Origin of the sequence: uncultured Oscillibacter sp., assembly GCF_950073225.1 — a bacterium.
GTDB lineage: Bacteria > Bacillota > Clostridia > Oscillospirales > Oscillospiraceae > Oscillibacter.
Genome location: NZ_CATMPS010000051.1, coordinates 1 through 13,340, shown reverse-complemented (window position 1 = coordinate 13,340; position 13,340 = coordinate 1). Strand labels below are relative to the sequence as shown.

Genomic DNA, 13,340 nt, shown 5'->3' with positions numbered 1-13,340 from the left:
CCCTTCGACCGGGCTGGGACTGGAAAAGCGAGGAATTCATCCCCCAATATGGCCCTTTATTGGTCGTTTCCTTTACCTTTGTCTGTTTGCCTGGCTTTTACCGGCTTTAATCAGTGCTTCCCTAAGTGCTTTTTCAGAGTGGCAAGCCGCCGCATTCCCCTGCGGTCACACCGCCCCTGTGTCTTCACCAGACGCGTAGTCCTGGGTGAAGTCGGGGACGAATCGCACGGGGCACTGCTTATATTGCCGGGGCGTCATCTGGAACTTCCTGCGAAAGGTGCTGACAAAAGTGCGGTAGTCCGGAAAGCCGCAGTCCAGGGCGATGTCCAGCAGCGTCTGATCCGTGGCGCTTATGGCGGCCTGGGCCCGCTGGAGGCGCAGGTCCGTCAGGTGGTCCTTGAAGGTGGTCCCCAGGTATTTCCGGAAGAAGCGGCACAGATACCCCACGGACAGGTTCAGGTGCTCCGCCGCCGACTGGAGGGTAATGTTTTCCTGGTAGTGCCGGTTCATGTAGGCCAGCAGCTCCCGGCTCCGCTCTACGTGCCGGTTGGAGAGGGGCGTGTTGTGGGAGTCCTGGTAGTACGTCATAAGCAGGTGAAGAACGTTGAAAATCTCTGCGTTGCACAGCAGGTGGCAGTAGGGGTCCGCCCCCCGGCGCTCCCCCAGGTCCGCCAGCCGGTGGAGAGACTGGCGCAGCCGCTGATCGACGGCTGGGTTGGAGGTGTAGGCAAAGCGGATGCGGTCGATGTCGATGCCGTACTGGGACATGAACTCGTAGGGAAAAATCAGCGACACCCCCCGGGGATCGCTGTGGTTTTGGGGCGTGAGGCTATGGATGTCGCCGCTGTTGATGATGATCGGCGTATCCGGCATCAGGTCCATGACCCGCCCGCCGTACCAGAGGCGGCAGGGGGTATTGATGTAGTCGCAGATCTCCAGGCTCCGGTGCCAGTGATGGGCCACATAGCCCAGGCCGTCGGCGTGGAAGTAGAGCATGATGGGGTACTTTTTCGTGGGCAGCACAATCTCGTGATTGTAGACACCGCGGCTGTCGTCCATGGGGTTTCCTCCCTTCGGGGCTTTTTTTCTATTATAGAGCAAAAATCAAAAAGGTCAAGAATCGTAAGTTTTTTGGGCAAGAAACGAAAAGACAGCAGGCGGGGGGGGCATGTAATAATAAAAATCATAAAAATAAGAAGAATACGGAATATTACGGTTGGAGGAGGGGCTTATGAAGAGGCGGGATCTTATACCCCATGTGGTGTTCCTGGGGCCGGCGTCCGTGCTGTTTTTGCTGGCGGTGGTCATTCCCTTTGGGGTCAGCGTCTTTTACTCGCTGACGGATTGGAACGGCATCGGCAAGACATACCAGTTCGTGGGCCTGAAGAACTACATCGACGTATTCACCGGCAGGTCGCAGTTTTTGCATTCTGCTAAGTTCACCATCCTGCTGGGCCTGGCCGTGGTGGTGCTGACCAACGTGCTGGGAGTGGCCCTGGCGGCGCTGCTGTCCAACAGCTTCCGGGGAAGCGGCCTGTTCCGGGCGGTCTTCTTCCTGCCCAACACCATGGGCGGCGTGGTGATGGGCTACATCTGGCGCTTCCTCTTTTTGATGGTGGTCGGCGCCCTGGGGACCGTGTTCTCCTGGGAGATATTGCAGCTGCCTTGGCTGGGCACACCAGGCACGGCCTACGCCGCGCTGATCATCGTCAGCGTCTGGCAGGGGGCCGGGTACGTGATGATCATCATGATCGCGGCCCTCACCGGCATCCCCCAGGAATTGGAGGAGGCCGCCACCATTGACGGCGCCAATGGCTGGAGGATCTTCTGGCGGATCAAGATCCCTCAGTGCATGCCCTATATCATGGTGTGCCTGTTCTGGTCCATTGCCACCAGCTTCAAAATGTTCGACGTCAACGTGGCGCTGACCAAGGGCGGGCCCTACGGCACCACCACCTCCATGGCCCAGCAGATCTACAACGACGCCTTCACAGCCAACCGCTACGGCCTGGCCAACGCGGAGGCTATGGTGTTCTTTGTGATTATCTTCGCGGTGACGTTTCTCCAGATGTATCTGACCCAGAGGAAGGAGCGTGAGCTGCAGTGAAAAAACGGAGACAGTCCCTCCAGGCGGTAAAGTTCATCGTGGCCCTGGCGGCGGCGCTGCTGTTCTTTGCCCCCTTCGCCCTGGTGATCTTCAACTCCGTCAAGCCCCTGGACCAGATTATGACGGACCTTCTGGGCCTGCCCAGGACCGTGCAGCTGAGCAACTACCTCAACGCTTGGCAGGAGCTGAACATGGGCCGGGTGATGCTGAACACGATACTGGTGACTGGGATCTCCCTGGCGCTGATTTTGACCCTGTCGTGCATGGTGGCCTATTGGACGGTGCGGCACCCCACAAAGTACAGCCGCCTGTTTGAGAAGCTGCTGGTCTGCTCTTTGCTGATCCCCTTCGCGGCGGTGATGCTCTCCCTGGTGAAGACCATGAGCATCCTGCACCTGACGGACAGCCTCTGGGGCGGCATCATCACCTACTCCGGCATGGGCATCGCCTTCGGGACCTTCATGATGATCGGCGCAGTGAAGAGCGTGCCCCTGGAGCTGGAGGAGTCCGCCAAGCTGGACGGGGCCAACGTCTACCAGACCTTCTTCCTCATCGTGGTGCCGCTGCTGCGCCCCACGCTGCTGAGCCTCTTCGTCCTGGACCTCTTCTGGGTCTGGAATGACTATATCGTGGCGCTGACGCTGCTGAATACCAGCGACCTCATGACGCTGCAGCTGGCCATCAACAAGCTCTTCGGCCTGTACTCCAACCAGTGGGACGTGGCACTGCCCGCCATCGTCATCAGCATACTGCCCATCCTGGTGATCAATGTGGTGATGCAGAAGAAGATCGTGGCCGGCGTGGCCGCCGGCGCGGTAAAGGGCTAAACTGCTTGGGATATGCGGTTTACATTTAATTCATTTGAGGAGGAATTACGATGAAGAAAAAGGTTTTGGCACTGCTCACCTGCGCGATTCTCCTGCTCTCCCTGACGGCCTGCGGCGGCGGTTCCGGCAATTCCGGCGGCGGCGCAGGGGACGGCGGCAGCGGCTCCGTCAAGATCTCCATCTACCAGGACAAGTATGAGATTGACGCCGCCCTGAAGGCGGCCTGCGAGGCCTACACGGCCCTGCACCCCGAGGTGACCTTCACGGTAGAGTCCTCGTCCTCCGGCGACTTCTACACCCAGCTCAAGACCATGTTCGCCAGCGGTCAGGGTCCCGACATCTTCTCCACCAAGGGCAGCGAAGACATGCGGACTATGGTGGAGTACATGGCGGATCTCAGCGGCGAGAGCTGGGTGAAGGACCTCTCCGCGGCGGCGGTGGAGGCGGGCAGCATCGACGGCGCCATTTACGGTTTTCCAATCTCCCTGGAGAGCTACGGGTACCTCTACAACAAGGACCTGTTTGCCCAGGTGGGCATCGACAGCGTGCCCCTGACCCTCGGCGATCTTGAGGCGGTCTGCGAGAAGCTCCAGGCGGCGGGGATCACTCCCATCTCCTCCAACTACGCCGAGTGGTACCAGTCCGGCATGTTCAAGTTCTCCGCTGTGATCTCCCGGCAGGCGGATCCCATGGCCTTCATCCAGGCCCTGAACGACGGCTCCGCCACTCTGGCGGGCAACAAAGAGGTGGAGAACCTGGCCAAGTGGATTGACATTGAGAAGACCTACTCCGCCAGCCCCTTGAACACCGACTTCAACACCGAAGTCTCCGACTTCGCCACCGGCAAGTGCGCAATCATGCTGGGCGGCTCCTGGAGCCAGTCCTCCCTGGACGACATCGACCCCAACCTGAACGTTGGCATGTTCGGCCTGCCCCTCAGCGAGAATGCGGCGGAGACCATGATTTACACCAGCTGCTCCCCCTTCTGGAGCGTCAACAAGGACTCCGCCAACGCGGAGGTATGCAAGGACTTCCTCAACTGGCTGGCCACCTCTGAGGAGGGCCGGAACTACCTGGGCAACGAGTTCAAGCTAATCCCCGGCTTCGCCAACGTTTCTGTCACGGCGGAGGCCATCGGCGCCCTGGGCGTTGCCACCCAGGAGTGCATGGAGAGCGGCGAGACCTACGGCATCTTCAGCTCCTTCTTCCCGGACGGCGGCGCGGAGCTCTTCGGCAACACCATCAACAAGTATGCCGCCCTGGGCATGTCGGTGGAGGAGTTCGGCCAGGAGCTGCAGGCGGACTGGGAGAGCGTGCGGTAAGCCCCCGGCACCGGCGGCACTGCCTATGAAACCTGCCGCATGGCCGCTTTGCGGCCTCTGCGGTGACTATGAAATGAAAATAGCGGGCCTGCTCCCCCTGACGGGCGGCGGGCCAAAGGGAGGGAAGACGGGAGCGGTAAGCATCGCTTCCGTCTTTTCCCCGCAGCAAAGCAAAGAAACAATGGAGGGACATTATGAATATTCAAGAGATTCTGTCGAAGTTGAGCGTGAGAGAGAAGGCCGTCCTGTGTGTCAGCGGCGACCAGCTCTGCACCGCAGCGCTGCCGGACCGCGGCATTCCCCGGCTGGTGATGACGGACGGCACCACCGGCGTCCGCATCCTCAAGACGCCGCCCACGCCCCCCGAAAAAGCCCAGTTCCGCACGGCCATCAACGCCTCCTTCGACTCCCCGGAGGCCCTGGCGGTGACGGAAGAGGCCACCTGCTTCCCCGCGGGCTCCAGCCTGGCCTGCTCCTGGGACCCCTCCCTGGCGGAGGAGATCGGGGCGGCCGTGGCGGCGGAGTGCAGGGCCCTGGGGGCCGGGGTGCTGTTCGGCCCGGGGCTGAACACCCGGCGCAGTCCCCTGGACGGGCGGGGCTTTGAGTACTACTCCGAGGACCCGGTGCTGGCCGGCGACATGACTGCGGGCTATGTCAAGGGCCTCCAGGACCACGGGGTGGGGGCCTGTGTGAAGCACTTCGTCTGCAATAACTCCAATTACATGCGCACCATCTACGACAACATCGTGGAGGAGCGGGCTCTGCGGGAGATCTTCCTGGCGGCCTTCGAGCGGGTCATTAAAAAGAGCCGCCCCGCCTCGGTGATGGCCTCCTACAATCTGATCAACGGCACCCACGTCTGCGAGAGCCGGCGCCTTCTGACGGACATCCTCCGGGACGAGTGGGGCTATGAGGGCATGATCATCTCCGACTGCGGCGCCGTCAAGGACCACCTGAAAGCCTTCCGGGCCGGCCTGGATTTTGAGATGCCCCACAGCAAGATCGCCATAGACAAGCTGGTGCGGGCCGTGGAGAGCGGCGAGATGGCAGAGGCGGAGCTGGACGGACACTGCCGCCGGGTGCTGGAGGTGGTCCTCCGCTACGCCGAGCCGGAGGCGGCACCGGTGGACTTCGCGAAGCACCACACCCTGGCACGGGACGCCGCCGCCCGGTGCGCCGTGCTGCTGAAAAACGAGGCGGAGCTGCTGCCCCTGTCCGGGGAGAGCGGCGGGTCCATCGCGGTCCTGGGCAGGTGGGCCCGGGAGCCGGTGTTCCAGGGGACCGGCTGCGCCATCGTCAAGGCCAAAATGCAGGACATCCCCCTGGAGGAGATCCGTGCCCGGACCTCCCGCCCCGTGGTGTACGCCGAGGGCTACAACGACACCAAGATCCCCGACGAAGCCCTGCTGGCCCAGGCGGAGGCGGCGGCGGCCCAGGCGGAGTGCGCGGTCGTGTTCGCCGGGGCCATGCTCCCCCCGGAGACGGACGACTACAACCGCCCCACCATGGACATCGAGCCCGCCCAGGAGGCCCTGATCCGCCGGGCAGCGGCGGTGAATAAAAACGTGATTGTGGTGCTGATGAACTGCGAGTCCGTGGTCATGCCCTGGATTGACGGTGTTCGGGCGGTGCTGGACATGTGGTACTGCGGCCAGGGATGCGGTGCGGCGGCGGCACAGCTGCTGTTCGGCGAGCGCAGTCCCGGCGGAAAGCTGCCGGTCACCATGCCCCGGCGGCTGGAGGACTGCCCGGACTACCTGCACTTCCCCGGGGAGAACCACCGCCACCTGTACGGAGAGGGCATCTACGTGGGATACCGGTACTACGACAAAAAGCGGGTGGAGCCCCTGTTCCCCTTCGGCCACGGGCTGTCCTACACGGCCTTCACCTATTCAGACCTGCGGTTCTCACAGGACCATCTGGCGCTTCCGGGTGAGGTGGAGGTGTCCTGCGGCGTCCGCAATACCGGGGAGCGTCCCGGCAGCGAGGTGGTGCAGCTCTACGTGGGCGACGGCCACGCCCGGCTGCACCGTCCGGTGCGGGAGCTAAAGGCCTTCCGGCGGATCGACCTGGATCCGGGCGAGGAAAAGACGGTGACCTTCACCCTGGGAGAGCGGGACTTCGCCTACTATGACCCCGCCTTCTCGGACTGGGTAGTGGACTCCGGCGCCTTCCGCATCGAAATCGGGTCCTCCTCGGCGGACATCCGCCTTGGGGGGGAGTTTCCGGTGGAGAGCGGGCGGGTCCGTTGCCTGCCCGCCACCCCCGACGGACACTACCTGGAGCTGCTCCGGGACGAGCGGGCGGCCCAGGCCCTCTTCGACTGTCTGGTGGAGTGGGATCTTCTAGAGCGGGAGGAGATCACGGATGCGTTGCGGCAGAAGCTCACCAACAGCTTCTGGGGCCTGGCCCAGCATCTGGATCTGCTGGTGCCCTGCCAGGTGACGGAGGAGATGGTCCAAGAAGCCGTCCGGAGGATGAACGAGGCCCAGGGAACATAAGGAGGAACACGCACATGTCTGTACAGATCCTACACGGGGACATCGCCTACTCGGAGAGCCCTCAGGCGCTCAGCATTCATGAAAACGCCTATATGACGGTGGAGGACGGCGCGGTGCGGGGCATCTGGCCCCAGGTGCCGGAGACCTATGCCGCCCTGCCGGTGACGGACTACGGGCGGGGCCTGATCATCCCGGCCTTCTCCGACCTCCACATTCACGCCTCCCAGTTTCTTCAGCGGGGCGTGGGGATGGACTGTCTGCTCTTCGACTGGCTGGAGCGCTATACCTTCCCCCAGGAGTCCAACTTCCGCGACCCGGCCTACGCCGAGGCGGTGTACGGTGCCCTGGTGCGGGAGCTGCTGCGCCACGGCACCTTCCACGCCAGCCTCTTCACCACCATCCACTACGACGCTTCGGACTACCTCTTCTGGGCCCTGGAGAAATACGGGATGCGGGCCTTTGTGGGCAAGGTGAACATGGACCGGAACTCCCCGGACTTCCTGCGGGAGTCTACAGAGGAGTCCCTGCGGGAGACGGAGCGGTTCGTCCGGAATCACGCAGGGAACGGCCGGGTGCAGCCCATCCTGACTCCCCGGTTCGCCCCCACCTGCTCCGAGGGGCTGATGAAGGGCCTAGGGGAGATCGCCGCCCGGTACGGCTGCGGCATCCAGACCCACCTGTGTGAGTCCCGGGAGGAGGTCACGACGGCGCTGGAGCTGTATTCCTCCTGCGGGTGTGACGCCGAGATTTACGCCCGGGCGGGGCTGCTGGACCACGGGCCCTCCATCTTTGCCCATGTGATCTTCCCCAGCCCGCGGGACAAGGAGCTGATGCACCAGGCAGGCAGCGTGGCGGTTCACTGCCCGGACGCCACCATCAACATCACCGCGGGGATCATGCCTGCGGCCCGCCTGGCGGAGGAGGGCCTCTCCATCGCCCTAGGCACGGACGTAGGCGGCGGCCACGGCATGGGGATCTACCGTCAGGCAGCCCGGGCGGTGCAGGCGTCCAAGGTCAAGGAGTTCTACGAGCCGGAGAACCGGCGCCTTACCTTCCCGGAGGCGTTCTACCTAGCCACCGCCGGGGGCGGGCGATGCTTCGGCCCGGTAGGGACCTTCAAGGAGGGAAGCCGGTTCGACGCCCTGGTAATCCAGGGGGTGGAGGACCCCGGTTTCCCCATGGCCCCGGCGGAGCGGCTGGAGCGGTTCTGCTACATCGGAGATGACCGGAACATCACGGCGCGGTACATCGACGGGGCAAAGCTGAATCTCTTTGACGGGAAGTAAAGCATGAGGCGGCAGGATTGCTGATGATATATACCCTCTCATAACACACCTGTCGGTTGGCGTACCTTGCAGGGAGCGCCAGCGGATACCCGTCAAGATAGTCCAGCATATCCCCAATTAGCAGACTGCTCCGAAACTCGTCCAGACATAAAACAGGCTCCTGGGCATATCGGTCAAACGGGTGGTTGTAGTCTGTCACCCGGTAGACACTGGAATAGCCGTGGGCCTCCATAACCCCCCTGGCCTGTGCACTTGGCCTTGCTGTAATTTCATTATAGCAAATGGCTAATTTGCACACGTCTAAGCGTTTTGTTACCCACGTATATCTACACGTCTACCGCAAAACGGGAATGTATACTCACACCAGCGTGTCAATATCGGAAATTTGCACAAAAAAAGAGGGGCCCGGTTAGGGGCTCCCTGATGTTGGCGTGTTTGGATAGCGGGTGGTGTGTGTCGAAATGCACATGGAGAGTTGGGGTGTTGATGGATTTGATGTGAGTGTATAGTAAAGGCAGTTGGATTTACTAACTGCCTTTACTGGTTGTAGATATTAGTATTTTGCTGTTTAGTTTCCTCCGAGGCCTCCTGCTTGGATAGTGCCGGTGATTCCTTCGGATGCTTCTTGATTCTTTTTAATGTCTGCTTGTTTTTGTTCTTCGGTACGGGTATCTACGAATATATTGGAATAGTCACCTGCCCATGGATTATAGCCTGGGGTGGGGCCTTGGGTGTCTGTAGACGTTTGTTGCTGACCTCCGCCCTGTGGGGTAGTACTCCCGCCACTGGGTTTGCTAGTCTGCTGTTGCTGAACTACGGGCTTTGTGGTGCTTAAGTATTTGTTGCTCACATAAACTAAACTGCCATCACTTAATTGTATGCGGCTCCAACCTTCTGCTTCTGCTGTTCCAATGCCTACACGGGTTACGCTGTCACTTTTGTTGAGGGAACCCACTTTGTCATGCGCTGTACTCGGACCACTGCGTAAATTCACCGTTCCTGTGGCATAGACTGTCTCGTTGACCTCTGTGAATAACTGCACCTCGTCCTCTTGGGATTCTGTTTCCTCCGGGGGCTGGGTGTCCTCGGTTTCAACGGGGGCCGCCGGGGTCTGCTCGGGTTTAGGCTCTGGGGCTGTGTCCTTGATTGGTTCGGGGGCTGCGATTGGCTCCGGGGTGGATGTGCTGGGGGCGGGGTCTGTGGGTTGCTCTGCCTTGGGCTGACCGCAAGCCGTTAACGATAAAGCAAGGGCCAGAGCAAGAGCATATATGAGCATCTTTTTCACTGTGATTCTCCTTCCACATTATTTTTCGTTCTGTCTCAACGGTCTGGTCCTTGGGGGGGGTTCTTCCCGTCCCCCATGGGCTTTGCCCGGGACCGCCGAGACAACAAAAGCGGCGCAGGGTTTTGCTATATCCCTACACCGCCGAAAGCTAAACACACATTCCCATTTTTCACGCTTGAATAAACCGTGATTATTTGATAAAATGGGGACGGCGCAGTAATCTGCTGTGTGGGAGGTCATCTCTCCTGCATAGGGGTGTGGGGTGCTGGAACACTTCACGCCCTGCCTTTATTTGCTTCTGCTGGCTCTTGCTTCATTATAGCCAATAGAGGTAAATTGCGCAAGGGATTTTTGTATTGTTGTTGACAAAGTGACGCGTGAGCGTGTCGGCGGCTGAGTGGCCCGCCACGGCTGGCAGCTGGGCGGTTGTCGGCGGCTGGACGCAAGGCGGGGTTAGCGGTTGGTCCCGCTCCCTGGCAATTCCCCGCCGTTAGGCTGGCGGTATAGGGGAAGCTGGCACCCGTGGGAATTGCCGTCGCTGTGATGGTCTGCGGACCATGGGCTTTTAAGGCGGGGACGCTGGACAGCATGAAAAAACAGGGGGCCGGGGCTGGCTCCCTGCTTCTTCTATCTTTTCTGTGTTCTCCGGGCTGGTGTTAGAAAGTGCCGTGTGGGGGCTGTCCCTGTTTTGGTTCCTTTAAGTTGGGCATACCTCCCCCGGACACTTCGAAACAATGATCGACCCCAGATGCGACTGCATCGGCGTAGGCGTGACCCAGTACGACGGTATCACCTACTGTTATATGTTCGTCGGGATACCCAACAGCGTCAACTTCTATGCATAAGCGAATAGTACTCAAAGAGGGCCGTCCATGGAGCTGAATGGCCCTCCCCCTCGTGGTGGCAGAAAACAGATTCCAGATAGGAGAATATGATACCAAGAAGCTCAAATTTCCTGTTCAGATATTGTGTAACAGAAAACAATGAAAAGTTGCCATCTTATTTTTATGATAATCCTCTAAAATTGGGAGCAAATAATTGTCAATAGGACCAATAAAAGGGCCCCGCGGTTGCGTTTCGGGGCCGGGTCTGCTATAATAACAGCAACCTTTAAATTTTTCAGAGGGGCCGCCGGAGGCGGCGGTCTCCCAACAGAGAATAGAGAGAAGCATGGATAAAAATGAAGCACTGGGGCGCTTTTACGCACATAACCGCATCAATATTACGGCTGCCAGCGACCCTGCGGACGGAAACTATGACCCCCGCATCGCCGGGCTGTCCGACCAAGTGGACAGGTGGCTGGCCCGCATTCCCCCTGAGAACCACGACCTTCTGCTCACCCTGCTCAGCCGGTATCATTATCTGACCGAACCCGTGTGCCAAAGCCGTTATGTCAGGCTCGTGGAGCTTCTAAAGGAGCGGATTCAGGGAAGATGCTCCCTGAACCAGGTTTTATTCCTCATTGTGGAGCCCAGATCCGGAACCGCCTCAGGCGGGGACAACGTGAGCAGCGACCTGCGCAAACGCAACTATCCGGATGTGACGAAATCCCAGATTATCCGGGTCCAGTCCAAGCTGACGAAGAAGCGGCTGAGGGATTTTCGGGCGGTGGTCTTTGTTGACGACGTGCTGGGCAGCGGAATCACCTTGTGGGGAACCATCGCCGGCTTCCGTGCCCGATTTCCCTCCTTATTCCAGGACGGGACAATGCTGTTCTACTCCGGTATCGTCTTGCGGGAGGAGGGCGTCGAGCATATCGACGACAATTGCCGCAGCGAGAAAATCACCGTTATGCCACTGCTTGATTCGGAGTGGTATGAGGAGCCCGCCTTTCCCAGGGGCTCCGCTGAATTCAAAACGCTAGACAGATTCGAAAGGCTGGTGGGATATTATATGGTTACCGACCCCCAAAAGTCGTTTTTTATGGGTTTTTGTAAAAACCGGCTGCTGGTATCCCTCCACTACAACACCCCCAACAACACGTTAAGCAGCTTTTGGCGTGACACTCCGGACAACGAGCCCCCCTTCCCGAGGGACGGTGATCAGCCTCCCAAGCGGCCCATTCCCACCGAAATGCGGGAGCAGACCCGACAGACTCTGTCCGGCGCTTACGCCTTTGGCATGGACAAACTGGAGAAGCGGCATGGATAAGCTGAATTTTTTGGACTATCTCATTTTGGACGATATCCGGCAGTGCGGCGTATTGCGGGATGTGGAGCTGTCCCGGCAGCTGGGGTGTCCCAGAGGTCTGCTGCTGGACCGGCTGGAGCTGCTGTGCCAGGCGGGATACGTCCAGCCCACGGGGTCGGAATACCGGCTCACCCGGGAGGGACAGGAGCAATGCGTTCCCCTCAACTATTTCCATGCGCCGGCGGCATCCGCCTCCCAAACGGAGGAGGAGTTCGACTGGACCCCCCTCTATCTGCCCCAGCCGGGATGGCTGGATGAATGAAGCTCATAGGCCCGGAGACGGTTAGCCAGGGGTGTATTCGCCCCGTGGGAAACGGCACTAACTCCGCAGGTCTGCGGCAGGTCGAGAAATCGGAGTGTTTCTCGACCTGCCGTGACCCTCGGGTGCCGATTTCTCGACCTGCCGCAGACCTGCGCGCCATAACGAGGATTATATTTTATAGGTGTTTATTTAAATTCGTAGCTGTCTCCGGGCTGATTGAGAAAGAAACGCATGAAAAAGGGATTGGGAACTGAATGGAACAGATAACAGCTCAGGACTATCTGCGGCGTCTCCAAACCGCTATGGAGGAAGAGGAACGGGCCGAGGAGGAAATCAACGCATGCTGCGCTTACACCTCCCGGCTGTACGGTAAGGGGTTGCCCGTTTTGTTTGACGGGGAGCAGGTAAAAACGGTACTGCGCCTAAAGGATCTGGACTGGCGGCAGGCCTACCACTCCTTTTTCCTCCCCCAGCGGGGGAAGGTGCGCACCATCACCGCCCCCAGTCTCCCCCTAAAAAGGCGGCAGAGATGGATTTTGTCCACCATTCTCTCCCAGCTGGAGCCCTCCCCCCAGGCCCATGGCTTTGTCCGAGGCCGCTCCATCAGAACCAACGCGGAGTTCCATGCCCGCCATTCCTACGTGCTATGCCTGGATATCCAGGACTTTTTTCCCTCCATCCCCCAAAACGCTGTAGAAAAAGTATTTCGGGAGGCGGGATACTCCCATAGCGCCGCCGCCGCTCTGGCGGAGGTCTGCTGTTATGAGGGGGTACTGCCCCAGGGCGCACCCACCAGTCCCACCCTGTCCAACCTTGTCTTTCGGGAGCTGGACAGCCAATTGGCGGCGGAGGCCAGCTGCGGAGGGATCACCTATTCCCGGTACGCCGACGATTTGACCTTTTCCGCCAACTGTGACCTGGGTGCCTTCCCGGACCGAGTGGAGGAACTGCTTAGAGCACAGAAATTTTCCCTCAACAGGGAAAAAGTCCATTTGTATGGCCCCGGTACCCCAAAAAGGATCACCGGACTGGTGGTGCAAAACGGCACCGTTCGGGTCCCCAAAGCCTTCAAGCGCAAGTTGAGACAGGAAATATACTACTGCAGGAAATTTGGTGTACTAACCCATTTGGAGAATGTGAAAGCGGAGAAGCATATACACTATCGGGAATATCTCTACGGCAAGGCGTATTATATCCATATGGTAGAACCTGAGGAAGGAATGCGCCTCCTGGGGGAGTTGGACAAAATCAGATGGCCTTATTTCTAACCCATACCACTCAAAAACCTCTAGAAAGCAACCATCTTCTCTTTGGTAACAAAAAAGAGGAGATAGTTTGTATTTTCTTCTTTCCCCAGCATAGAGAGAATACAGTTTTCATGAAACGGCAGGGTCTTCAACCTGGCAATCTTGGCAGACTGAAAAACGTACCGAGGGGTCGAAAAAAGTGCAGCCGGCTAAGGATTTGTCAAGCATAAAAATTCGGAAAGAGTTGAATAGAGCAGAGAGGAAAATGAGTACAGGAACCCACGCCCACCGCAGTGGGCGGTCAGGAAATATG

At 59.4% G+C, this 13,340-nt stretch carries 10 protein-coding genes and 1 pseudogene; 9 read left to right on the top strand and 2 right to left on the bottom strand.

The window, feature by feature from the left end:
• Positions 1 to 165: 165 nt before the first annotated feature.
• Positions 166 to 1,059: a helix-turn-helix transcriptional regulator gene (locus tag Q1M04_RS15240; RefSeq protein WP_300448619.1), complete on the bottom strand. Its 894-nt coding sequence runs from the start codon at positions 1,057 to 1,059 to the stop codon at positions 166 to 168.
• Positions 1,060 to 1,231: 172 nt separating this feature from the next.
• On the opposite strand from Q1M04_RS15240, the gene Q1M04_RS15235 reads away from it, so the two are divergent.
• The 5 genes from Q1M04_RS15235 to Q1M04_RS15215 all read left to right on the top strand — a co-directional run bounded on the left by Q1M04_RS15235 (position 1,232) and on the right by Q1M04_RS15215 (position 8,043).
• On the top strand, positions 1,232 to 2,107 hold the full coding sequence (locus Q1M04_RS15235) for a carbohydrate ABC transporter permease (RefSeq protein ID WP_295758699.1): 876 nt from the start codon (positions 1,232 to 1,234) through the stop codon (positions 2,105 to 2,107).
• Positions 2,104 to 2,934: a carbohydrate ABC transporter permease gene (locus tag Q1M04_RS15230; RefSeq protein ID WP_300448614.1), complete on the top strand. Its 831-nt coding sequence runs from the start codon at positions 2,104 to 2,106 to the stop codon at positions 2,932 to 2,934. The genes Q1M04_RS15235 and Q1M04_RS15230 overlap by 4 nt, the downstream gene beginning before the upstream one ends.
• A 50-nt stretch (positions 2,935 to 2,984) precedes the next feature.
• Complete coding sequence (locus tag Q1M04_RS15225) at positions 2,985 to 4,256, top strand: ABC transporter substrate-binding protein (protein WP_300448611.1); 1,272 nt, start codon at positions 2,985 to 2,987, stop codon at positions 4,254 to 4,256.
• A gap of 194 nt (positions 4,257 to 4,450) precedes the next feature.
• Entirely contained in the window at positions 4,451 to 6,757 is a 2,307-nt protein-coding gene (locus Q1M04_RS15220; RefSeq protein ID WP_300448608.1) for a glycoside hydrolase family 3 protein, read from the top strand.
• 14 nt (positions 6,758 to 6,771) lie between these two features.
• Positions 6,772 to 8,043, top strand: a complete 1,272-nt coding sequence (locus Q1M04_RS15215) for an amidohydrolase family protein (RefSeq protein WP_300448605.1) — start codon at positions 6,772 to 6,774, stop codon at positions 8,041 to 8,043.
• Positions 8,044 to 8,611: 568 nt separating this feature from the next.
• Here Q1M04_RS15215 and Q1M04_RS15210 read toward each other — a convergent pair.
• Positions 8,612 to 9,319, bottom strand: a complete 708-nt coding sequence (locus tag Q1M04_RS15210) for an SH3 domain-containing protein (protein WP_300448622.1) — start codon at positions 9,317 to 9,319, stop codon at positions 8,612 to 8,614.
• 722 nt (positions 9,320 to 10,041) lie between these two features.
• On the opposite strand from Q1M04_RS15210, the pseudogene Q1M04_RS15205 reads away from it, so the two are divergent.
• From Q1M04_RS15205 to Q1M04_RS15190, 4 genes and pseudogenes are all read left to right on the top strand, one after another.
• A pseudogene (locus Q1M04_RS15205) lies at positions 10,042 to 10,173 on the top strand (CAP domain-containing protein); the annotation flags it as partial.
• A 325-nt stretch (positions 10,174 to 10,498) separates the two neighbouring features.
• Positions 10,499 to 11,479: a hypothetical protein gene (locus Q1M04_RS15200; RefSeq protein ID WP_300448601.1), complete on the top strand. Its 981-nt coding sequence runs from the start codon at positions 10,499 to 10,501 to the stop codon at positions 11,477 to 11,479.
• The gene (locus Q1M04_RS15195; protein ID WP_300448598.1) at positions 11,472 to 11,780 is read left to right on the top strand and encodes a hypothetical protein; all 309 of its coding nucleotides are present in this window, start codon (positions 11,472 to 11,474) and stop codon (positions 11,778 to 11,780) included. The genes Q1M04_RS15200 and Q1M04_RS15195 overlap by 8 nt, the downstream gene beginning before the upstream one ends.
• Before the next feature lie 254 nt (positions 11,781 to 12,034).
• The gene (locus Q1M04_RS15190; RefSeq protein ID WP_300448595.1) at positions 12,035 to 13,048 is read left to right on the top strand and encodes a reverse transcriptase family protein; all 1,014 of its coding nucleotides are present in this window, start codon (positions 12,035 to 12,037) and stop codon (positions 13,046 to 13,048) included.
• Positions 13,049 to 13,340: the final 292 nt, after the last annotated feature.